The 21,243-nt window shown below is 71.8% G+C and carries 19 protein-coding genes; 9 read left to right on the top strand and 10 right to left on the bottom strand.

The window, feature by feature from the left end; all coding sequences use genetic code 11:
* Positions 1-259: 259 nt before the first annotated feature.
* Both IE168_RS10920 and IE168_RS10915 read right to left on the bottom strand, forming a co-directional pair.
* Positions 260-3,124 carry a TonB-dependent receptor plug domain-containing protein gene (locus tag IE168_RS10920; RefSeq protein WP_189498183.1) on the bottom strand — a complete coding sequence of 955 codons (2,865 nt, stop codon included), beginning with the start codon at positions 3,122-3,124 and terminating at the stop codon, positions 260-262.
* Between the two features lie 108 nt (positions 3,125-3,232).
* Positions 3,233-4,030: a sulfite exporter TauE/SafE family protein gene (locus IE168_RS10915; RefSeq protein ID WP_229823424.1), complete on the bottom strand. Its 798-nt coding sequence runs from the start codon at positions 4,028-4,030 to the stop codon at positions 3,233-3,235.
* A gap of 48 nt (positions 4,031-4,078) precedes the next feature.
* Here IE168_RS10915 and IE168_RS10910 point away from each other — a divergent pair, with 48 nt between their 5' ends.
* On the top strand, positions 4,079-6,265 hold the full coding sequence (locus IE168_RS10910) for a lytic transglycosylase domain-containing protein (protein ID WP_189498181.1): 2,187 nt from the start codon (positions 4,079-4,081) through the stop codon (positions 6,263-6,265).
* Entirely contained in the window at positions 6,255-7,499 is a 1,245-nt protein-coding gene (locus IE168_RS10905; protein WP_189498179.1) for a multifunctional CCA addition/repair protein, read from the top strand. Before IE168_RS10910 ends, IE168_RS10905 begins: the two co-directional genes overlap by 11 nt.
* On the opposite strand, the gene IE168_RS10900 is transcribed toward IE168_RS10905, so the two are convergent.
* Entirely contained in the window at positions 7,500-7,925 is a 426-nt protein-coding gene (locus tag IE168_RS10900) for a VanZ family protein (protein ID WP_189498177.1), read from the bottom strand.
* Entirely contained in the window at positions 7,922-9,106 is a 1,185-nt protein-coding gene (locus tag IE168_RS10895; protein ID WP_189498175.1) for a class I SAM-dependent methyltransferase, read from the bottom strand. Before IE168_RS10895 ends, IE168_RS10900 begins: the two co-directional genes overlap by 4 nt.
* Before the next feature lie 87 nt (positions 9,107-9,193).
* On the opposite strand from IE168_RS10895, the gene IE168_RS10890 reads away from it, so the two are divergent.
* The gene (locus IE168_RS10890) at positions 9,194-9,931 is read left to right on the top strand and encodes a pteridine reductase (protein WP_189498173.1); all 738 of its coding nucleotides are present in this window, start codon (positions 9,194-9,196) and stop codon (positions 9,929-9,931) included.
* A gap of 18 nt (positions 9,932-9,949) precedes the next feature.
* Here the strand turns inward: IE168_RS10890 and IE168_RS10885 are convergent, their stop codons facing one another.
* The 5 genes from IE168_RS10885 to tsaD form a co-directional block, all read right to left on the bottom strand.
* Positions 9,950-10,783, bottom strand: coding sequence for a DUF6159 family protein (locus IE168_RS10885; RefSeq protein WP_189498171.1), 834 nt, complete (start codon positions 10,781-10,783; stop codon positions 9,950-9,952).
* Between the two features lie 155 nt (positions 10,784-10,938).
* Positions 10,939-11,448 carry a 2-amino-4-hydroxy-6-hydroxymethyldihydropteridine diphosphokinase gene (gene folK / locus IE168_RS10880; protein WP_189498168.1) on the bottom strand — a complete coding sequence of 170 codons (510 nt, stop codon included), beginning with the start codon at positions 11,446-11,448 and terminating at the stop codon, positions 10,939-10,941.
* 145 nt (positions 11,449-11,593) lie between these two features.
* Entirely contained in the window at positions 11,594-12,880 is a 1,287-nt protein-coding gene (locus IE168_RS10875) for a mechanosensitive ion channel family protein (protein ID WP_189498166.1), read from the bottom strand.
* A 21-nt stretch (positions 12,881-12,901) separates the two neighbouring features.
* A complete protein-coding gene (gene folB / locus IE168_RS10870; RefSeq protein WP_189498165.1) occupies positions 12,902-13,258 on the bottom strand; it encodes a dihydroneopterin aldolase in 357 nt (118 codons plus the stop codon).
* A 113-nt stretch (positions 13,259-13,371) separates the two neighbouring features.
* Positions 13,372-14,427 carry a tRNA (adenosine(37)-N6)-threonylcarbamoyltransferase complex transferase subunit TsaD gene (tsaD, locus tag IE168_RS10865; RefSeq protein WP_189498162.1) on the bottom strand — a complete coding sequence of 352 codons (1,056 nt, stop codon included), beginning with the start codon at positions 14,425-14,427 and terminating at the stop codon, positions 13,372-13,374.
* A 161-nt stretch (positions 14,428-14,588) separates the two neighbouring features.
* Between tsaD and rpsU the strand changes: the two genes are divergently transcribed.
* From rpsU to IE168_RS10835, 6 genes are all read left to right on the top strand, one after another.
* Positions 14,589-14,804: a 30S ribosomal protein S21 gene (gene rpsU, locus IE168_RS10860; protein ID WP_132328402.1), complete on the top strand. Its 216-nt coding sequence runs from the start codon at positions 14,589-14,591 to the stop codon at positions 14,802-14,804.
* A 106-nt stretch (positions 14,805-14,910) separates the two neighbouring features.
* Positions 14,911-15,357 (top strand): GatB/YqeY domain-containing protein, encoded by a 447-nt coding sequence (locus IE168_RS10855; protein WP_189498160.1) that lies wholly within the window; start codon positions 14,911-14,913, stop codon positions 15,355-15,357.
* Between the two features lie 68 nt (positions 15,358-15,425).
* A complete protein-coding gene (locus IE168_RS10850; protein WP_189498158.1) occupies positions 15,426-16,334 on the top strand; it encodes a YihY/virulence factor BrkB family protein in 909 nt (302 codons plus the stop codon).
* Positions 16,335-16,538: 204 nt separating this feature from the next.
* Complete coding sequence (dnaG, locus tag IE168_RS10845; RefSeq protein ID WP_189498156.1) at positions 16,539-18,278, top strand: DNA primase; 1,740 nt, start codon at positions 16,539-16,541, stop codon at positions 18,276-18,278.
* Between the two features lie 188 nt (positions 18,279-18,466).
* Complete coding sequence (locus IE168_RS10840; protein ID WP_189498154.1) at positions 18,467-19,717, top strand: DNA/RNA non-specific endonuclease; 1,251 nt, start codon at positions 18,467-18,469, stop codon at positions 19,715-19,717.
* 16 nt (positions 19,718-19,733) lie between these two features.
* Positions 19,734-20,135 (top strand): antitoxin YezG family protein, encoded by a 402-nt coding sequence (locus IE168_RS10835; RefSeq protein WP_189498152.1) that lies wholly within the window; start codon positions 19,734-19,736, stop codon positions 20,133-20,135.
* Between the two features lie 187 nt (positions 20,136-20,322).
* Here IE168_RS10835 and cyoE read toward each other — a convergent pair whose 3' ends face one another.
* Positions 20,323-21,243, bottom strand: a complete 921-nt coding sequence (cyoE, locus tag IE168_RS10830; protein WP_189498150.1) for a heme o synthase — start codon at positions 21,241-21,243, stop codon at positions 20,323-20,325.

Here is a 21,243-nt window from a genome sequence, read left to right as displayed (position 1 = left end):
AACTTCCTTCGCTTCGACATGAACACTCCTCATGGCCTCGATCGGCCTTCTCGTAAGTGTCCGTGAAAACGGGGGTGAACCCGTTGACGTTCTCGCGGCCAAGCTGCCTGGTTAGGGAAGCCCAACAAGGCACCCCAGCCGACCGTTTTGCCTTCGCTTCGCTACGGCAAAACGGCGGCTTAGTTTGAGCGTTAGGCGGCGTGAGCCCCGCGGCGCGGCCTGGTCTGGCCCCCGAAGGAGCCAGGCCAGGCCACCAGGCTCAGAACTTCACGCCCACCCGCGCATAGAAGAACCGCCCCGGCAGGTCGTAGGTGGACGCGTCGTAGCCGTTGAGCGAGCAGCTCAGGCAGATTGGCGGGTCCTCGCCGGTAAGGTTGTTCACGCCCAGGCTGACGCGCAGGCCGCGCATCCAGGCGTCGCTGTTCCAGGACGCCTGCAGGTCGTGGTAGGTGGTGGCGTCGAGCCGGTTGAGGTCGGCGGTGCTGTCGTCGCAGATAGGGTAGCCGTTGGCACCGCCGCAGGACTCACGCAGCTCGCCGATGTAACGCATGCTCCAGGCCAGCGACCACGGGCCATGGCTCCACTGCGTGGTCAGGCTCGAGGTCCACTCCGGGATCGCGCTGTCGTTGACCTCGACCCCCGGCCCGCGCGGCTCGGCCTGGCCGGACTCGTTCACCAGCTCGAAGCTCGACACGAAGGTGGTCTTGGCGTCGAAGCGCAGCTGGCCCCAGCCCTGCATCGGCAGCAGCCAGGCGAGGCTCGCGTCCCAGCCGGCGGTGCGGATGGTGCCGAGGTTGTCGAGGATGTCGTCGAAGCGGACGATCTGGCCGCGGTCGCTGCGGTCGTACGAGGCGCAGGAGAAGGGGTCGGCCTCGAACACGCAGCGGTCGAGGATGGCCTGGGCGTCGGGCGCCTGGATCGCATCGTCGATGGTGTGCTTGTAGAAGGTCAGGCCCAGGTCCATGCGCTCGGACCAGGCGGCGCCGGCCGCGAACGAGGGACTCCATACCCCTCCCAGGGTCAGGCTGCGGCTGGTCTCGGGCTGCAGTCCGGTGTTGCCGGAGGTGACCACCGAGATCTGCGGGTTGGTCTGCACGTAGTCGGCCGGCACGCCCTGGGCCACGCATTCGGGGCGCACCGCGTTGGCGGAGCCGGAGCAGGGGTCGACCAGGGTGGCGTCGAAGCGCGACAGCGTGCCGTACAGCTCGCCGATCGAGGGCGCGCGGAAGCCCTGCGCCCAGGTGCCGCGCAGCACCAGTTCCTCGGCCACCTGCCAGCGCAGGCCGAGCTTGCCGGTGCTCTCGCCGCCGAAGGTGGAATAGTCGGAGTAGCGGCCGGCGATGCTCATGTCGAGCGCGCTGCCGCGGTCCGGGTTGGCGTACAGCGGCACCGCGAGCTCGGCGTAGACCTCGTTGACGTCGTACTCGCCCGCGGTGGGCCCGGACGGCACGCCGTTGTATTCGCCGGCCACGGTGATCGGGTCGGGACGGTAGGCGCCTTCGTACTTGCGGTACTCGTAGCCGGCAGCGAAGCCGAGCGGGCCTGCGGGCAGCTGCATCAGCGCACCGGTGACGTTGGCCGAGACCAGCGTGAGCGAGTTCTCGCTCTCGTCGCGCACCACCGGCTGGATGAAGGCGAGCATCTCCTGTGTGATGGTGCCGGCGCCGCCGAACACGTTCAGCGGCACGCAGCCGGTGATGGCGGCGCAGGCCGCGGGATCGCCCAGGGCCTCGTTGATGCGGCGGAGGTTGTAGCTGCCGGTGTTGGTCTGCTCGGCCTTGCTCTCGCTGCGCACCACGTTCACGTCCCAGCTCCAGGGGCGGTCGGCGATGTTGAAGGCGCCATCGAGGCCGGCGGCGACGTACCAGGTCTCGACGTCCTGCTCGTAGCGGCGCGGGCCGCCTTCCACCGGGCGGCGGCCGAGCAGGAACAGGTTGGCGTCGGGGCCGACCGTCGTGAGGTCGAAACCGAAGGGGTTGTAGGGATTGGCCGCCGAGATCACCAGCAGGCTCTCGCCCCAGGGGTTGTAGATGCCGGCATCGGTGCCGAGGAAGAAGGGCTCGGGCGCGGCCTGGTTGGCCGAGTCGCGCTGGTTGTACAGCGCGCGCACGTAGCCGCCGACGTCGTTGTTGAAGGCGAAGCGCACCTGGCCGAACACCGTCTTGCGCTCCGACGGCGTCAGCAGCAGGTTGTAGGGCGCGAAATTGAAGCGGTCGTCGTTGGTGAAGCAGTGGAAGTCGTCGGTGCGCTCGCAGCCCTGCCCCGGGATGTAGGCCGGATCGGTGGCGCCATCGTTGGGCGTGATGCTGTGGGTGAGGCCGGTGGCCGGATCGAGGAACACGAAACGCCCCTGCGGCGTGGCCGAGCTGCCGTTGTCGAGGCCGGTGCCGGGCACCGGCACGCTGGCCGGGCCGTACTTGGACGACGCCGCCTCCTCCTGCTTGAAGTACGACGCGCCGACGAACCACTGCAGGCGGTCGTTGCCGCCGCCGTAGCCCATGTCCGCGCCCCAGGTGTCGCCGCCGAGGTCGTCGTAGGTGCCGTAGTGCAGCTCGATGTCGCCACCCTGCACGTCCTTGCGGGTGATGATGTTGACCACGCCGGCGATGGCGTCGGAGCCGTAGATCGACGACGCGCCGTCTTCCAGCACTTCGATGCGGTCGACCAGCGCCAGCGGGATGGTGTTGAGGTCGACCGCCGAGCCGACGCCCGAGCCCGAGGATTCGTTGACCCAGCGGATGCCGTCCACCAGCACCAGCACGCGCTTGGGGCCCAGGTGGCGCAGGTCGACCGTGGCCGCGCCCGCGCCCACGCCGCCGCCGTCGGGCGGGAAGCCGAAGTTGCCGCTGGAGTTGAACTTCGTGTTGAGGCCGGCACCGCTGGCGGTCAGGTTCTGGACGATGTCGGACACCGACTTGAAGCCGCTGCGGTCGATGTCCTCGCGCGTGAGCACCTGGACGGGAACGTGGGTTTCAAGCTCGGACTGCTTGATGCGCGAGCCGGTGACGGTGACCGAATCCAGCGTGGTGGGATCGGTGGACTGCGCGGACGCGACGGCGGGGGCGGTCAGGGACAGCGCGGCGCAGACGGCGGCCGCGAGCAGGCAACGCGGGGGCAAGGCCATGGGGGCTCTCCTGGTGAGCTGGTGCCGGCCCGTTGCCCCCGTGCCGTCGGCGGCCCAGTTGTAAACAAACTGTAAAGCGCGGGCAAGTCCCCTCGGCCTGGCCGCGGCTCAGCCCTGCAGCACCAGGCTCAGGCCGACGCCGACCAGGAACAGTGCGAACACCCGCCGCAGCGCCGGGCCGCTGATGGCATGCGCCAGACGCGTGCCCCAAGGCGCCGCCAGCACCGAGGTCACCGCGACGCCGATCGCAGCCGGCAGGTAGACGTAGCCGATCGCGCCGTCCGGCAGTCCGCCCGGCGGCGCGTTGAGCGCATAGCCCAGCGCGCTTCCGATCGCGATCGCCACGCCGCAGGCCGACGAGGTGCCGACCGCGCGCACCGGGCGCACGCCGCGCCACACCAGCAGCGGCACGGTCATGCTGCCGCCGCCGATGCCGACCACGGCCGACAGCGCGCCGATGCCGGTGCCGGCCGCGGTCATCGGCAGGCCGGTGGGTACGACATCGCGACCGCTGTCGGCGCGCGCGCCGCCGAAGGCCATCTGCGCGCCCGCGAGCAGGCAGTAACCGGCGACGATCCAGCGCAGCACCACGCCCTCCAGTCCCACCGCCACTTGGCTGCCAAGCCAGCCGCCGGCAAGCAGCCCCGGCAGCATCCAGCGCACCGTCGGCCACAGCACGCTGCCGCGCCGGTGGTGCGACCACGCCGACGACAGCGCGGTGAACACGATGCTGGCCATCGAGCTCGCGAGCGCGGCGTGCATCGCCAGGTCGGTGGGCACGCCCTGCAGCGGCAGCAGCCACGCCAGCGCGGCCACCAGCACCAGGCCGCCGCCGATGCCGAGCAGGCCCGCAAGCACGCCGGCCACCACGCCCAGCAGCGGAAACATCCAGAACCCTTCGATCACGCCCGCTCCTTCAGCATGGGCGCCGGACCCATTCGATATAGTCCCCGCATGCTACCGCTCCCCCGCTTCACGCTGTCCGCGGCGCTGGCGCTGTGCCTGTCCGCCTCCGCCGCCGCATCCGCACAGGCGCGGCCCGATGACGACCTCGCGCGCCGCGCGCTGACCGCCGCGGAGATCGGCCAGCCGGTGCCGCCGCTGCGCGCCGACCATCCGCTGCAGGGCTGGATCGGGCACGCGCGGCTCAACCGCGACATCGCCACCCTCACGCCCTCGCAGGCGCAGGACTTCCTCGACCGCCACCGCGGCCAGGCCGTGGCCGGCACCTTCCGCGCCGCCTGGCTGGTCGAGCTGGCCAAGCGCCGGGACTGGACGACGTTTCGCGCCGCCTGGGTGCCCGGCACCGGCACCACGACGCTGGCCTGCCACGAGCTGGAGGCGCGGCTGCGCACGGGCGCGGCAGATGCGACGTGGACCGGCGAAGTGCAGAAGCTCTGGCGCGGCGCCGGCCGCTCGCAGCCCGAGGCCTGCGATCCGGTGTTCACCGCGCTGGCCGAGCGCGGCGGGCTGTCCGATGCCGACCGCTGGGCGCGCATCGAAGCCGCGATCGCCGAGGGCCAGCCGGGCGTGGTGCGCACCGCCGCGCGCGGCCTGCCCGATGCGCAGCGACAGCAGGCCGAGGCCTATGCCGCCTATCTCGGCCAGGCCGACGCCCGCGCCACGTCCTGGCCCAAGACCGCGCGCAGCCGGCTGGCCGCGTCGCACGGGCTGGCGACGCTCGCGCGCTCCAATCCCGACGCCGCCGAGTCGCTGCTGCCGCAGGTGGCGCAGGCGCTGCAGTTCACCGACGCCGAGCGCAACCGCGTGCTGTATCAGGTCGCGCTGTGGACGGTGGCGTCCTACCACGACGGCGGCGCGCGCCGGCTCGCGGCCGTGCCCGAAGCCGCCTGGGACGAGCGCCTGCACGAATGGCGCGTGCGCGAGGCCATGGCGCGCTCGGACTGGCGCGCGGCGCTGGCCGGCATCGAGCGCATGGGCCGCGCGCAGCGTTCGCAGTCACGCTGGAGCTATTTCGAAGCCCGTCTGCGCGAACTGACCGGGGACCGCGCCGCGGCGCGGCCGCTGTACGCCGCCGCCGCGCGCGACGCCGACTTCCACGGCTTCCTCGCCGCCGACCGCATCGGCCAGCCCTATGCACTGTGCCCGCTGGAGCACGGCGGCAGCGCGGCGGAGAAGGCGGCCGTCGCCGCGGACCCGGCGATGCAGCGTGCGATGGCGCTGTTCCGCGTCAACCGCGCCGGCTGGGCCACGCGCGAATGGCAGGACGCGCTCACGCGCTTCAACGACCGCCAGCGCCAGATCGCGGTGGAGATCGCGCAGGACAACGGCTGGTTCGACCGCGGCGTGTTCGGCCTGGTCAACGTCGGCGGCGAGCGCAAGCCCGAGGAGCTGCGGCTGTACACGCTGCGTTTCCCGCTGCACCACGAGCAACTGATCCGCGGCGAGTCGGCGCGCAACGGCCTCGACACCGCTTGGGTGGCGGCGGAGATCCGCGCCGAGAGCACCTTCAATCCACGCGCACGCTCGCCGGCCAATGCCCGCGGCCTGATGCAGGTGCTGCCCGAGACCGGCGCCGGCGTCGCGCGACGACTGGGCATCCCGTGGTCGGGCGCGGAGTCGCTGTTCGACCCCGCTACCAACGTCCGCATCGGCACCGCCTACCTGCGCGAGATGAAGGACAAGTACACCCTGCCCTACGTCGCCATCGCCGCCTACAACGCCGGCCCTACGCCGACCGCACGCTGGCAGTCGCAGCGCCCGGGCATGGACGCCGACTTCTGGATCGAGACCATCACCTACAAGGAAACCCGCGACTACGTCGCCCGCGTGCTGGCCTTCAGCGTGATCTACGACTGGCGACTGGGTGACGCGCCGGTGCCCGTGAGCGACCGGATGCTGGGGCGCACAGCGGCCGCGCGCACCAAGTTCACATGCCCCGCGCCTGCTGCAGGAGCGGCTACAACCGCGACCCGGCCTGGCGGAACACCGGTCGCTGTAGGAGCGGCTACAGCCGCGACCCGGCCTGACGGAATACCGGTCGCTGTAGGAGCGGCTACAGCCGCGACCTGGCCTGGCGGAACACCGGTCGCAGCTGTAGCTGCTCCTACAGGGAACGGGGGCGAAGGGAACGGGCGCGCAGGAGAGGGCGTGCAGGGAAGGGGCGCGGGTGACTGGTGAGGCGTACCTGGTTGGCGGCGCGGTGCGCGACCGCCTGCTCGGGCTGCCGGCGGGCGACCGCGACTGGGTCGTGGTCGGCTCGACGCCCGAAGCGATGCTGGCGGCGGGCTTCCGCGCCGTCGGGCGCGACTTTCCGGTGTTCCTGCATCCCGACACCGGCGAGGAGCACGCGCTGGCGCGCACCGAGCGCAAGTCGGCGCGCGGGCACCGCGGCTTCGTGGTCGACGCCGCGCCCACGGTGACGCTGGAGGAGGACCTGGGTCGCCGCGATTTCACCATCAACGCCATCGCGCAGCGCGAGGACGGCAGTCTGGTCGATCCCCACGGCGGCGAACGCGACCTCGAGGCGCGCGTGCTGCGCCACGTCGGGCCGGCCTTCACCGAGGATCCGCTGCGCGTGCTGCGCGCGGCGCGCTTCATGGCGCGCTTCGCACCGCTCGGCTTCACCGTGGCCGACGAAACCCGCGCGTTGATGCGCACCATGGTCGAAGGCGGCGAGCTCGCCGAACTGGTGCCCGAGCGCGTGTGGCAGGAACTGGCGCGCGCGCTGCGCTCGCCGCGGCCGTCGGCGTTCCTGCGCACCCTGCGCGACTGCGGCGCGCTGGCCGCGGTGCTGCCCGAAGTCGATGCGCTGTACGGCGTGCCGCAGCGCGCGGAGTACCACCCCGAGGTCGACACCGGCGTCCACGTCGAACTGGCCTGCGACATGGCCGCGACGCTGGCGCCCGGCGACGACGAGGTCGGCTTCGCCGCGCTGGTGCACGACCTCGGCAAGGCGCTGACGCCGGTCGAGGAATTGCCGAAGCACATCCAGCACGAGCAGCGCGGCGTGCGCCCGGTGCGCGAGCTGTGCGAACGCCTGCGCGTACCGGCCGCGCATCGCGAGCTGGCCGTGGTGGCCTGCCGCGAACACCTCAACGTGCACCGCCTGGGCGAGCTGCGCGACCCGACCGTGCACGACCTGCTGGCACGCTGCGACGGCTTCCGCCGCCCGGAGCGCATCCGCAGGCTGGCCACCGTCTGCGAAGCCGACAAGCGCGGCCGCGCGGGGCTGGAAAACCGCCGCTATCCGCAGGCCGGCGAGCTGGTGCGCCTGCGCGACGCCGCGGCGGCGGTCACCGGGGCCGACATCGCGCACCTCGGGCTCGAGGGCCCCGCTTTCGGCGAGGCGCTGCGCAAGGCGCGCATCGCCGCGATCGGCGCGGCGCGCACGCTGCACCGCGACGCGGGCTGATCAGCCGGACGCAGGCCGCGCCAGGCGCGCTTCGATCCGCAGCAGCAGGTCGTGCAGCGGCGTCAGCCGCGTGGCGAGCCCGGCGATCACGCCGAGCGTATTGGCCAGCGCGTCCATGCGGTCGGCCATGCGCGCGAACGCCATCGCACCCTGCGCGTGCTCCAGGCCCAGGCCCAGCAGCACCAGTCCCAGCCCCGCGCCCAGCAGCGACGGCCAGCGCGCGAACAGCTGCACCGCGCTCGCGGCCAGCGCGAAATACGCGAGGAAGTGGTGCAGCTTGTCGCTGCCGGGCGCATCGGGCAGATCAGGCGCCGGTATCAGCGAGAACGCCACCACCGCCGCGATCGCCAGGCACCACAGCGCGCACCAGGCCCAGGGCCAGCGCAGCGGCTTGAGCGAACGCCCGGCGCGCGGCCGTCCGCTCACAGCCGGAAGCTCAGGTCGCCGGCCAGGAAGGCGGCCTCGAAGGGCACGCCGAGCTCGAAGCCCATGGCCTGGAAACGCTCGCCCATGGCGCTTGGCAGGGTCAGCTGCTGCACCTGGCGACGCAGCGCGAAGCGCGCGGTGTCGTTCGGCGCCCGCGCCTCCTGCGCTTCCAGCCGCTGCTGCAGGCCGTTGCCGATCAGGAAGGCCGCCTGGCTGTTGTAGCCGGCGAACTCGAAGCCGGCGCCGGTGCCGGCCTCGGCCAGCGCGGTGAAGTCGACCGAGGCGGTGATGTCCTGCAGCCCCACGCGCGCGAGCACGTCGTCGACCACGTGGTGGCGGTGGAAGGCGCGCAGCGTGCCGCGGTCGCGCGTGGGCGCGTAGTACTCGCGGCGCGGATGGCCGTAGTCGATGAACAGCATCGCGCCGGTCTGCATGCGGCCCATCACCGCCTGGATCCAGTACGGCAGCTGCGGCAGCAACTCGGAGCGGTAGCCGTCGGCGAACGCCTCGCCGAGATCGCGCTCGACGTTGCGCACGGCGGCGGTCATCAGCGCGTCGGCCGGCACCTCGACGATGCGGAAGCCGCCGTCCGGGGCGCTGGCCACGCCCTCTTCGCGCACCTCGCCGCCGCGGATGACGAAGCGCGGCGTGGGCAGCGCGTCGATCACCTCGTTCGCGAACAGCACGCCGCTCCACTCCTCTTCGCCGAGCGGACGGTCGAGCCACTCGACGCGCGCGTTGAGCGCTTCGGGCAGGCGTTCGCGCAGGCGCTCGCGCTGGCGCTCGCGCAGGTCGGCGCTGGGCTCGAGGATGGCGTAGCGCGCCGGCATGGCGCCAAGAGCCTCCAAGTGCAGGATCGCGGCTTCGGCGAAGGCGCCGCTGCCGCCGCCGATCTCGAGGAACACGGCGCCCTCGCCCACCGTGCGCAGCGGCGGCGCCAGCGCCTCGGCCACGCATTCGGCGAACAGGCTGCCAAGCTCGGGCGCGGTCACGAAGTCGCCGGCACGGCCGAACTTGGTGCTGCCGGCGCTGTAGTAGCCCAGGCCGGGCGCGTACAGCGCCAGCTCCATGAAGCGCGAGAACGGGATCGCACCGCCGGCATCGGCGATCACGGCGTGGATCAGCTGGCGCAGGCGGTCGCTGTGGGCCTGCGCCGCGGGGTCGAGCGGGGGAAGCGGCATGGGGATTTCCGTGGCGTGCGCGCGACAGGATACGGAAAGGCGCGCCGGGGGACGTTATCGTGTCCCGTACCTGTTACGGAGCCGCTCATGCCCGGAGGCCACCCCGTCGCGCTCGTCACCGGCGCCGCGCGCCGCGTGGGCGCCGCCATCGCGCGGCGGCTGCACGCGGCAGGCTACGACCTGGCGCTGCACTATCGCGGTTCGGCCGGCGAGGCCACGGCGCTGGCCGCGGAGCTTGATGCCGCGCGCGCGGGCAGCGTGCTGGCGCTGCAGGCCGACCTGGCGGAGTTCGACAGCCTGCCGGAACTGGTGGCGCGCACCGTGGGCCGCTTCGGCCGCCTCGACGCGCTGGTCAACAACGCTTCGGGCTTCGAGCCGGCCGCGTTCGGCGGCATCCATCCCGACCACTGGGACGCGATGCTGGCAGTGAACGCGAAGGCGCCATTCTTCCTCGCCCAGGCCGCGGCGCCGCACCTGCGCGCAGCGCGCGGCGCGATCGTCAACCTGTCCGATGTCTATGCCCGCGCGCCGCGCGCCGATCTTGCCGCGTACGCGGTGAGCAAAGGTGCGCTGGAAGCCGCCACGCGCGCGCTGGCGGTGGCGATGGCGCCCGAGGTACGGGTGAACGCGGTGGCGCCGGGCGCGATCCTCTGGCCCGACGCCGGCATCGACCCGGCGTTGCAGGCGCGGCTCATGGCGATGACGCCGCTGGGCCGCACCGGCACGCCGGAGGAGATCGCCGGCGCGGTGCTGTGGCTGCTGCGCGACGCGGGCTACACCACCGGCAGCGTGCTGGCCGTGGACGGCGGCCGCCACCTCGGCTGAGGCGGCGGCCGGCCGGCGTCAGCGCTTCGGCGCGAACGCGTGCGCGATGTCCGTGCCCTGGAAGGCCGGGGGCAGTTCATGGGCCACCGCATAGCGGTACAGCACCGCCGAGTAGATGCCGGTCAGCGCCGCCTGGTACACGCCCAGCAGCAGCACGCCCAGCAGGCAGAGCACACCGACCACGATCGCCAGCGCGAACGAGGCCTGGGCCGCCAACACCACCAGCAGCACCGAGGCCAGCACCGCGCCGGTGGTCAGCAGGCCGAACGCGGCGCCGATGCCGAGCTGGCCGACGGCGTTCTCGCCCCAGGTGCGCCTGAGCAGCGACACGCTCTGCTTCAGCGCCTCCACCGGGCCGATGTCGCGGCTGACCAGCACCGGCACCACCAGGAAGGTGGCAAGCGTCCAGGCCATGCCCAGGCCGCTGCCGACCAGGCGCACGATGACGTTGTTGTCCTTGCCCTTCAACGCCTGCAGCAGCACGCCCACGGTGGCGGCGATGGCGGCATAGCCGAAGATCGCGCCCAGCCGCGCGCGCGCCGCGGCCAGCCCGTCGGAGAGCGTCGGGTCGCCGCCTTCCAGCCGGATCATCGCCGCGCCCACCAGCGCGCAGTTGAAGAAGATCATCACGCTGTAGGTGCAGAAGTAGAAGGCGAAGCCGACGAGTGCGCCGCCCACGCTCCAGCCGTCGGCGAACAGCCGCAGCGCGAACGTCGGCAGCGCGAAGGTGGCCAGCACCAGCAGCGTGGCCAGCCCCGACAGCACCGGGAACAGCATCAGCTCGCGGTCCGAGCGCAGCACCGCAGCGCTCGCCTTGACCATGTCCCAGCTGCGCGAGAATCTGTCGAACATCGCACTCCCTCCCTTGTCACCGCGCCCCGCGGCGGCCGGTTTGCCGCCTCGTCCAGCGCATGGTGTCCATGACGGCGGCGGCGGTACGGATGTGACCGCGCGGCGCGACGCCCTGCCGGAATCCGCGGCCCGGCGTCCGTGGCCAGCGCCGGGCGTCAGTCCGCGGCGGTGGCCAGGACCGCCGGCAGCGCCACCTCGTGCATGGCCACGTCGCGCTCCCCGGACGCCGCCCACAACGCGGCAAGCGTGCGCCCGCTCGTCGGCTCGACGATCTCCGGCGCGATCTCGGCCAGCGGCCGCAGCACGAAGGCATGGCGCAGTTCGCCGCGCGGCAGGCGCAGGTTGCCGGGGCCGCTGCACACCAGGTCGTCGAACAGCACGATGTCGATGTCGAGCGTGCGGTCGCCGAAGCGCGGGCCGCTGCGGTCGCGGCCGTGGGCGTCCTCCAGCGCGTGCAGCCATTGGTTGAGCGCGTGCACGTCGAGGTCGCTGTCGATGACCGCGGCGGCGTTGACGAAGTCGGCGCCCTCGAAGCCGACGGCCGGCGTGCGGTAGGCGGCCGAGGCGCGGATGTCGCCGAAGCGCTCGCGCAGGGCCGCGAAGGCGATGGCGATGTGGCGCTCCGGGTCGACGTTGCTGCCGAGGCTGAGGCAGGCGGTGTGCATGGCGCGCGCTCCGGGACGCGTTCGCGTGGGGCGCACATGATCGCGCGCCGTGCCCGCCCGCGGAAGCGCCACGGCCGCGATCCCGCCGGCATGGCAGGCCCGGGGTGGCCGGGCCCCACGTCGCCGACGGCGCGTCCGGCCGGCCTCAGCCGGATGCGTCGGCGCGGCTCGCGGCGCCCGGATCGTCCTCGCGCCGCAGCCGCACTTCGACCGGCGCGTCGCTGTGCGCCTGGAACACCCGCAGCCCGAACTCGGGAAGGATCGCCAGCAGGTGGTCGAAGATGTCGGACTGGATGCCCTCGTAGGCCGCCCAGGCCACGTCGGAGGTGAAGCAGTAGATCTCCAGCGGCAGGCCGTGGTCGGTGGGCTGCAGCTGGCGCACCAGCAGGGTCATGCCCTGGTGGACGCCCGGGTGGTTGCGCAGGTACTGCTCGACATAGGCACGGAAGGTGCCGAGGTTGGTCACGCGGCGGCGGTTGACCGGCTCGGCGCCGCGCTCGGCCAGCTTCGCGTTCCAGGCCTGCAGCTCGCTGGACTTGCCGTCGAGGTAGGCGTCGAGCAGGCGGAAGCGGCGGAAGCGCGCCACCTCGTCGGCGTCGAGGAAGCGCGTCGAATGCTGGTCGAGGTAGATCGCGCGCTTGATCCGCCGGCCGCCGGACTCCGTCATCCCGCGCCAGTTCTTGAACGAATCGCTGATCAGCTTGCGCGTGGGCACCGTGGTGATGGTTTTGTCCCAGTTCTGCACGGTGACCGTGTGCAGCGCGATGTCGATCACGTCGCCGTCGGCGTTCTGGCTGGGCATCTCGATCCAGTCGCCGATGCGCACGCGACCGTCGCCGCTGATCTGCAGGCTGGCGGCGAACGACAGGATCGTGTCCTGGAAGATCAGCATCAGCACCGCGCTGGCCGCGCCCAGGCCGGTGAGCACATGCACCAGTTCCACGCCCGCCAGCAGCGCCACCGAGGCGAGCGCCGCCATCACCAGGGCGATGATCTTGGCCACCTGCAGATAGCCCTTGATCGGCTTGTTGCGCGCGTCCGGGCGGCGCTCGTAGACCTCGTTGGCGACGTCGAGCGCATGCCCTAAGGCCAGCGCCACGGTGAAGATCACGAACACCTTGCACAGGCCGCTGACGAAGCCGACCAGCTGCGGCGGCAGGTCCGGCACCATGCCGATGCCGGCGCCGATCACCAGCGCCGGCACCACGTTGGCCAGGCGCGAGATCACGCGCATGCGGCTGATGGAGTCGCCGGTGTGGCCGGTCAGCGCGGCCACGCGCGCGATCACGTGGCGCAGTCCGCGCAGCAGGACGCGCCGGGTGATGAGGTTGGCCAGCCACGCCACGAGCAGCAGCGCAGACAGCACGATCAGGGAATAGGCCCAGGGATAAGGCGCCAGCATTTCGCGCAGCGCGTCGAGACGGTCTTGCATGGGATCTCCGGTTGCGACGGGTCAGCCGCCCCGCGCGCGCTCGATCACCACGCCAACCGCGCGCGCGCCGCGCACGGCGCCGGGCTTGCTGAGCTTCAATCGTAGCGAATCGACCTTGAACTCATCGATCACGATCTCTGCGCAGCGCTCGGCCAGCGTCTCCACCAGGCCGAAGTCCGACTGCGAGACGTACTCCACCAGGCGCTGGCTGACGGCCTTGTAGTTGAGCGTGTGGGCGATGTCGTCGCTGGCCGCGGGCACGCGGTTGTCGAAGCGCATTTCGAGGTCGAACACCAGGGTCTGGCGGATCCGGCGCTCCCAGTCGTAGATGCCGATCAGGGCCTCGATCTCGAGCCCTTCGATGAAGACGTGGTCCATGGCGCGCGCGATCCGGGCGGGCGGGACAGCTTAACGCGGCGCGTTGCCGAGCCGGCTCCGGCGGCGGCGGCGGCGGCGGCGGCGGCGGCGGCGGCCGCGATCCTGCGCTGCGGTCAGGCCGCGCCCGGGCGGACTTCCGGCAGCGTAGCCATGTCCCAGCGCGGCGTGACGTGCACGGCGTCGGGTGAGCGCTCGCCGGACTCCAGGCGCAGCGCGCCGGCGAAGGCGATCATCGCGCCGTTGTCGGTGCACAGCGCCGGGCGCGGGAAGCAGGCGCGGCCGCCGCGCCTGGCCGCCATCGCCTGCAGCCGCGCGCGCAGGCGGCGGTTGGCGCCGACGCCGCCGGCGACCACGAGGGTGTCGCAGCCGGCTTCGTCGAGCGCGCGCTCGCACTTGATCGCCAGCGTGTCGACCATCGCGTCCTCGAAGGCGCGGGCGATGTCGGCGCGGGTGGCGTCGGACTGGTCGCTGTCGCGCCAGGCCAGCATCACCTGGGTCTTGAGGCCGCTGAAGCTGAAGTCCAGGCCCGGCCGGTTGGTCATCGGGCGCGGAAAGCCGAAGCGGCCGGGCGTTCCGGCCTCGGCGAGCGCGGCCAGCTGCGGACCGCCGGGATATGGCAGGCCCATGAGCTTGGCGGTCTTGTCGAAGGCTTCGCCGGCGGCGTCGTCGAGCGTCTCGCCGAGCAGGCGATAGCTGCCGATGGCGTCCACCGCCACCAGCTGGGTGTGGCCGCCGGAGACCAGCAGGGCCACGAAGGGCGGCTCGGGCCGGCCGTGGACAGGATCGGCGTCCTCCATCAGCGGCGCCAGCAGGTGGCCCTCCATGTGGTGGACCCCGACCGCGGGCAGGTCCAGCGCCCAGGCCAGCGAGCGCGCGACGCCGGCGCCGACCAGCAGCGCGCCGACGAGGCCGGGGCCGGCGGTGTAGGCGACGCCGTCGAGGTCGTCCACGCCCAGCCCGGCTTCGCCCAGCGTCTGGCGGATGAGCGGCAGCAGCTTGCGTACATGATCGCGGCTGGCCAGTTCGGGCACCACCCCGCCGTACTCGGCGTGCAGGGCGATCTGGCTGTACACGGCGTGCGCCAGCAGGCCGTCCGCGCCCGCGCGGCCGGTGTCGTAGACGGCGACGCCGGTCTCGTCGCAGCTGGTTTCGATGCCGAGGACGCGCATAGGGGCCTGATAGGGTGTGCGGGGTCGGGGTGCGGGGGTCGCAGCTGTAGCTGCTCCTGCAGCAGCGGGCGCCCAGGCCCATTTGCGCGGGCCGGGGACAGGGGCTATCATACGCGGCTCGCCGGCAGGAAACCGGCGCACTCCGACACCAGAGATTCCCAATGCCCAGCGTCAAAGTCCGCGAAAACGAGCCCTTCGAGTTTGCCCTCCGCCGCTTCAAGCGCACCTGCGAAAAGGCCGGCGTCCTCGCCGAGACCCGCAAGCGCGAGTTCTACGAGAAGCCGACGCAGGAGCGCAAGCGCAAGGCCGCCGCGGCGGTGAAGCGCCAGGCCCGTCGCACCTCGCGCGACGTCACCAAGCGCCAGCGCATGTACTGATCCGGCCTGCCGGCGCCCCCGGGCGCCGCGGTCGAGGTCGCACCCTGAAGCCGGCACGCGCGAGCGTCGCCGGCTTTTCGTGTTCACGCAACCCGGAGCATCCACGATGAGCCTCAAGCAGCGCCTCACCGACGACATGAAGGCCGCCATGAAGGGCGGCGACAAGGCCAGCCTGGGCGTGATCCGCCTGGTGCAGGCGGCGATCAAGCAGCGCGAGGTCGACGAGCGCGTCGAGCTCGACGACGCCCAGGTGCTGGCGGTCATGGAGAAGATGGTCAAGCAGCGCAAGGACTCGGTCAGCCAGTTCGAGGCCGCCGCGCGCGAGGACCTGGCCGCGATCGAGCGCGCCGAGATCGAGGTGATCCAGCGCTACCTGCCCGAGAAGCTGGGCGAGGCCGAGGTCCAGGCCGCGATCGACGCCGCCATCGCCGAGACCGGCGCCGCCGGCCCGGCCGACATGGGCAAGGTCATGGGCGTGCTGAAGCCGAAGCTCGCCGGCCAGGCCGACATGGGCCAGGTCTCGGCGCTGCTGAAGAAGTCGCTGGCCGGCTGAACAGCCAACCCGTCCCCGGCGCTGCGCCGCCACGTGGCGTGCACGGGGCGGTCCGCATCCTCCGGCGCATGGCTGAATTCATCACCGGTCGCCTCAAGGCCAGCTTCGAACGCCTGCAGCAGTCGCTGCCCTACGCCATCGCGCAGCGCTTCGTCGAAGTCGACATCCTCACCCACGCCGCCTCGCTCACTTTCTTCGCGCTGCTGTCGCTGGCGCCGCTGCTGGTTCTGCTGCTGTGGCTGACCGCGTCGCTGTATCCCGCGGCGCAGGACGCGCTGCTGGAGCAGGTCCGGTCGATCGCCGGATCCGGCGCGGGCGAAGTGGCCAGCACGGTGCTGCAGAACGCCAACGCCGAACCCGACGTCGGCTCGCTGGCCGGGCTGTGGAGCACGGCGCTGCTGATCTTCGGCGCCACCGCGGTGTTCGCGCGCCTGCAGGGCACGCTTAACCTGGTCTTCCATACTTCCGGCGACAAGGTCCGCGGCGGGCTGAGCGCCTGGCTGCGCAAGCGCGTGTTCTCCTTCGGCGTGGTGCTGGCGCTGGGCTTCCTGCTGCTGGTGTCGGCGGCGCTGACCACGGCGCTGGAGATCGCCTTCGCCGGCTCACCCACCCTGCCAGTGCTCGGCAACCTGACGTCGCTGGCGCTGTACGCGCTGGCGTTCGCGCTGATGTACCACTACCTGCCCGACCGGCGCGTGCGCTGGCAGCAGGCCTTACTCGGCGGCGTGCTCACCGCGCTGCTGTTCGTCGTCGGCCGCTGGGGCATCGGCCTGTACATCTCCCAGGCCGCGCCGGGCAGCGCCTACGGCTCGGCGGGCACCCTGGTGGTGGTGCTGGTCTGGCTGTACTACGCGGCCGTGGTGTTCTTCGTCGGCGCCATGATCACCGCGGTGATCGACGAACGCTGGCGGCTCGGCGACATCCACCGCCGGCTGGAGGCGCGGGCCGCACGACGCCACCGCACCACGCCCCTGTAGGAGCAGCTACAGCTACGACCCGGGCCAGCGACGCAGCCTGGCCCAGTTGCGCAGCCCAGCCGCGCAGCCCAGGTCGCAAGCCCTGGTCGCAGCTGTAGCTGCTCCTACAGGGCAATGGCGGGCAATAGCGGGCAGTTGCAGTGGCACCGGCGGAGGCAGTGGCGGGGCCGGGAGGCGGTACCGCATGCGATCATGGCGGTGCCCATGGCACGCCTCTCCGACGCCTTCATCGACGACCTGCTCGCCCGGACGGACATCGTCGAGGTGATCGGCGCGCGCGTGCCCTTGAAGCGCCAGGGCCGCGAGTATTCGGCGCGCTGCCCCTTCCATGACGAGCGCTCGCCCTCGTTCACGGTGTCGCCGACCAAGCAGTTCTACCACTGCTTCGGCTGCGGCGCGCACGGCACGGCGATCTCGTTTTTGATGAACTTCGACCGGCTCGAATTCCTCGATGCCGTCGATGAGCTGGCCAGGCGCGCCGGCATCGAGGTGCCGCGCGAGACCCGCCAGCACAACGAGAATCCCGACACCCGCGACATGTTCGGCGTGCTCGACGAGGCCGCGCGCTTTTACCGCGGCGCGCTGGTGCCCGGCACCGCCGCCGATGACTACCTTTCGCGCCGCGGACTCGACGCCACCATCCGCGAACAGTTCGGCATCGGCTACGCGCCCGGCGGCTTCTCCGCGCTCAAGGACGCACTGGGCACCGATCCGCGCCGGCTGTCGCTGCTCGAGCGCACCGGCATGCTGTCGAAGAACGACCGCGGCCATACCTACGACAAGTTCCGCGACCGGGTGATGTTCCCGATCCACGACCGCCGCGGCCGCGTGATCGCGTTCGGCGGCCGGGTGCTGCGCGCGGAGGACTCGCCGAAGTACCTCAACTCGCCCGAGACCCCGCTGTTCCACAAGGGCCGCGAGCTCTATGGCCTGTGGCAGGTGCGCCAGGCCAACCAGAAGATCGCGCGGCTGGTCGTGGTCGAGGGCTACATGGACGTGGTGGCGCTGTTCCAGCACGGCGTCAGCCAGGCGGTGGCCACGCTCGGCACCGCGACCACCCCCGACCACGCCGAACTGCTGTTCCGCAACGCGCCCGACGTGTACTTCTGCTTCGACGGCGACGCCGCCGGCCGCCGCGCCGCCGCGCGCGCGATGGAATCGGTGCTGCCGCGGATGAAGGACGGCCGCCAGGCCTTCTTCCTGTTCCTGCCCGACGGCGAGGATCCCGACACCATCGTCCGCAACGAGGGCGCACCCGGCTTCGAGGCGCGGCTGGCGCAGGCCACGCCGCTGTCGCAGTTCCTGTTCGACCACCTGGCCGAGGACGGCATCAACCTGGCCACGCTCGACGGCAAGGCGCGGCTGGCCGAGCGCGCGAAGCCGATGCTGGCGCAGCTGCCCGACGGTGCCTTCGCCGACCTGATGCAGCAGCGGCTGACCGAACTCACCGGTGTCGGCGCGCGCAGCGCTCCGCCCGACGTCCACGTCCCCGCCGCGCGCGTGCGCCGCGCCCCGGCCAGCAACGCGCCGCGCCGGAGCCTGGTGCGCAGCGCCATCACCCTGCTGCTGCAGAAGCCGCAGCTGGCACTGGAGCTGCAGCCGCCCTACCGCTTCGTGGCCCTGCGCCAGCCGGGCATCGACCTGTTGACCGAACTGGTGGCGATCGTCAGCGCGCGCCCCGACATCGGCACTGGAGCGATCCTGGCCGCCTTCGAGGGCCGGCCCGAAGCCGATGCACTGCACAAGCTGGCCGCCATCGACCTGCCCGGCGACGACGCCGGCTGGCAGCGCGAATTCCTCGACGCCATCGCCAAGCTCGACCACCAGACCCTGCAGCAGCGCATCGACGAATTGCTGGCCAAGCAGCGTGAGGAAGGCCTGGACGCCACCGACAAGGCCGAGCTGCGCGAGCTGCTGCAGGCGCGCGGGGGGCCGGCGAGGTGACCGGCGTGTGCGGACTGGAGCGATCGCAGCCGTAGCCACGTCCGCGGGCACTCGCAGCACCCTGCAGGAGCGGCTGCAGCCGCGATCGTCCGCCACATGACACGCCGGAGACAGGGGTTTCCCCCAATGGCGGCGCCGGGTACGGCACCGTATTGTCCGGGAAGCTCCCGAAGCCCGGTGCCTGACGCATGTCGTTCGAAGCCCAGAGCCTGCTTGCCCCCCTGCCCGCGCCGCAGTCCTGGAGCGAACCGGGCGGCTGCCTGCGTGGCCCGGAGGCCGCCCGCCCCGACGGACTGGATCCGTCGCTGCTGGATGCCAGGCCCGACGAGGTCGCCTTCGAGCTCGACCCGCGCAGCGTGGAGACCAGCGGCGAGCGGTCCGACCAGTGGAACACCCACTACGAAGCCAGCGGCGAAATGACCGTGCGCGGCCCCGACGGCGCCGGCACCCAGGTCCCGGTGCGCTACGAGGTCACCCTGCGCAACGAGGAGGCGACGCCGGCGGCGATGGCCGCGGTGAACCCCTTCGACCCCTCGACGATCCCGCCGCGCACCCGCATCGAGGTGCACGGCGCCGACTACGCGGGCACTGCGCTGGAGCCCGCCTTCCGCGAACTGACTGCGGCCAACGGCCTCGACTCGATCGAAGACCTGCGCCTGTCGCTGGAGATGACCGAGAAGAAGGGCCTGCGCGTGATGACGGGCTCCGAGCAGCTGTTCGACGCCCCGCGCGACGGCGGCCCCGGCTCCCCGGCGCTCGCGCGCGAGGACTTCACCCGCCACACCACGATGCTGTCCGACCCGGCCGGCGCCGACCTCGCCCAGTACAACCGCATGCTGCTGACCGGCCAGGTGCCCGACGGCACCGTGGCAGTGAGCGAGGACGTGGAGCCGGGCGAAGTGCGCGGCACCATCACCGAAGCCGGCTCGGGCGAAGTCAACGACATCACCTGGACACTCGACGCCGACGGCCGCCCCACCGGCGCCGAGGCCGTGCTGACCTGGGAGCCCTCGAGCCGCGGCCGCGACTCCGACCGCATCGAAGGCAACGCGCAGTCGAAGTTCCGCGTCGACAACGACATGAAGGGCAGCGGCGACGACGTCGGCCACCTGGTGGCCTACCGCTTCGCGCAGGGACACGGCGAAGTGAACATGTTCCCGCAGTTCTCGAGCTTCAACCAGGGCGCCTACGCCAAGATGGAGCAGGAGTGGAGCGACTGGATCGGCGCCGGCATGGAGGTGCGGATCGACATCGACCTCGTGCGCAACGACGCCGCGCGGCCCGACGAAGTGCATGTCGACTACGAAGTCATCGACCCGGTCACCGGCAGCGTCGTCTACGACCCCTCGCTGCTCGCCTTCGGCAACAGCGGCGGCCAGTCCTTCGACGCCATCGCCTCGCGCGAGATGCCGGACATGATCGACAGGGCCGCCGCCTGAGCCCAGACTGTCCCGCATGCACGCAGGCCCCACGCTGGACCGCAATGAACTGATCGCCCGCATCGGCCGCCTGCTGGTGGCCGATCCGGCGGTGTCCGACGGCGAGTGGCAGGGCTATGCCCTGATCGTGCGCTACGGCGACGGTGCCATCGCCCGCCGCATGACCGGCTTCCGCTACGACGCCGACGGCGCGTACGCCGCCGCCACGCCCGACGCCGACGCGCTGGGCCCCGCCTTCGACGACCTGCGCGAAGCCACCCGCGTGGCGGGCAAGGAGCCGTGGGGTGCCTGCATCCTCCGCCTCTGGCGCGCCACCGGCCGCCTCGCCGTCGAATTCGAATACGACGCACCGGAACAGTGGGACATCACCCCCGCTACCTTGGCCGACATCGCTGCACGGGCGCGGCCTGGGAAGTAACGGAGAAGCTCCTTGCCACGGATTTACGCGGATTACGCGGATCTGGCCGAGGCAAGATTGTTGATCAGGGCGTGTCCGGACCAATCCGCCGAAAGACCATCTGACAAAAGAACTTGTGCAGAGCGCGGTGTCGACACTGGCCTCGGCCAGATCCGCGTAATCCGCGCAGATCCGTGGCCAAAGGCTCTTACCGCGCCCGCTGCAGCTCGAACACGGGCGAAGGCTGCAGGAACGGCAGCAGCCAGTGGTCGACCAGCAGGAAGGCGAACAGCGCCATCAGATACACCACGGAGTAGTTGAACACCCGCATGGCGAAGAACTCGTCCGGCGGGTCCATCAGCTTCCAGGCGTTCCACAGGAACACCAGGCCGAGCACCAGCGCGCCGCCGAGGTAGAACAGGCCGCTCATGCCCACCGCCCAGGGAAGGATGGTCACCGCCACCAGCAGCACGGTGTAGAGCAGGATCTGCCAGCGCGTGTACTGCACACCGTGCGTCACCGGCAGCATCGGCACCAGCGCACGGGCGTAGTCTTCGCGGCGGAAGATCGCCAGCGCCCAGAAGTGCGGCGGCGTCCATACGAAGATGATCAGCACCAGCAGCAGCGCGTGCGCCCAGTCCCACTCGTTCTGCATGCCGGTCACCGCGGCCCAGCCGAGCAGCGGTGGCGCCGCGCCGGCGATACCGCCGATGACGATGTTCTGCGGCGTCGCGCGCTTGAGGAAACCGGTGTAGACGATGGCGTAGCCGATCAGCGAGGCGAAGGTCAGCAGCGCGGTCAGCGGGTTGACCAGGGCGACGAGGATCGCCATCGACAGCGCGCCCAGGAACACTGCGAACGCCAGCACCTGCGCCGGCCTGAGCGCGCCCGTGGCCAGCGGCCGGTCGGCGGTGCGTACCATCACCTTGTCGATGCGCTGGTCGATCAGGTGGTTGATCGCCGCCGCCGAAGCCGCGGCCAGCCAGATGCCGATGAAGCCGAACACCGACTGGCGCAGCGGCGGCAGGCCGGGCACCGCCATGAACATGCCCACGAACGCGGTGAACACGATCAGCGCGACCACGCGCGGCTTGGTCAGCTGCCAGTACTGGCCGAACTGCGCGCCCAC

Origin of the sequence: Luteimonas padinae, from assembly GCF_014652935.1 — a bacterium.
Taxonomy (GTDB): domain Bacteria; phylum Pseudomonadota; class Gammaproteobacteria; order Xanthomonadales; family Xanthomonadaceae; genus Luteimonas; species Luteimonas padinae.
This window is presented reverse-complemented; position numbering and strand designations above follow the sequence as displayed.

What these genes read in the sequence shown, in the direction of transcription:
- IE168_RS10920 (WP_189498183.1), bottom strand. Translation starts at nt 3,124, where the DNA reads ATGGCCTTGCCCCCGCGTTGCCTGCTCGCGGCCGCCGTCTGCGCCGCG.
- IE168_RS10910 (WP_189498181.1), top strand. Translation starts at nt 4,079, where the DNA reads ATGCTACCGCTCCCCCGCTTCACGCTGTCCGCGGCGCTGGCGCTGTGC.
- IE168_RS10895 (WP_189498175.1), bottom strand. Translation starts at nt 9,106, where the DNA reads ATGCCGCTTCCCCCGCTCGACCCCGCGGCGCAGGCCCACAGCGACCGC.
- IE168_RS10890 (WP_189498173.1), top strand. Translation starts at nt 9,194, where the DNA reads ATGCCCGGAGGCCACCCCGTCGCGCTCGTCACCGGCGCCGCGCGCCGC.
- IE168_RS10885 (WP_189498171.1), bottom strand. Translation starts at nt 10,783, where the DNA reads ATGTTCGACAGATTCTCGCGCAGCTGGGACATGGTCAAGGCGAGCGCT.
- folK (WP_189498168.1), bottom strand. Translation starts at nt 11,448, where the DNA reads ATGCACACCGCCTGCCTCAGCCTCGGCAGCAACGTCGACCCGGAGCGC.
- IE168_RS10875 (WP_189498166.1), bottom strand. Translation starts at nt 12,880, where the DNA reads ATGCAAGACCGTCTCGACGCGCTGCGCGAAATGCTGGCGCCTTATCCC.
- folB (WP_189498165.1), bottom strand. Translation starts at nt 13,258, where the DNA reads ATGGACCACGTCTTCATCGAAGGGCTCGAGATCGAGGCCCTGATCGGC.
- tsaD (WP_189498162.1), bottom strand. Translation starts at nt 14,427, where the DNA reads ATGCGCGTCCTCGGCATCGAAACCAGCTGCGACGAGACCGGCGTCGCC.
- rpsU (WP_132328402.1), top strand. Translation starts at nt 14,589, where the DNA reads ATGCCCAGCGTCAAAGTCCGCGAAAACGAGCCCTTCGAGTTTGCCCTC.
- IE168_RS10855 (WP_189498160.1), top strand. Translation starts at nt 14,911, where the DNA reads ATGAGCCTCAAGCAGCGCCTCACCGACGACATGAAGGCCGCCATGAAG.
- IE168_RS10850 (WP_189498158.1), top strand. Translation starts at nt 15,426, where the DNA reads ATGGCTGAATTCATCACCGGTCGCCTCAAGGCCAGCTTCGAACGCCTG.
- dnaG (WP_189498156.1), top strand. Translation starts at nt 16,539, where the DNA reads ATGGCACGCCTCTCCGACGCCTTCATCGACGACCTGCTCGCCCGGACG.
- IE168_RS10840 (WP_189498154.1), top strand. Translation starts at nt 18,467, where the DNA reads ATGTCGTTCGAAGCCCAGAGCCTGCTTGCCCCCCTGCCCGCGCCGCAG.
- IE168_RS10835 (WP_189498152.1), top strand. Translation starts at nt 19,734, where the DNA reads ATGCACGCAGGCCCCACGCTGGACCGCAATGAACTGATCGCCCGCATC.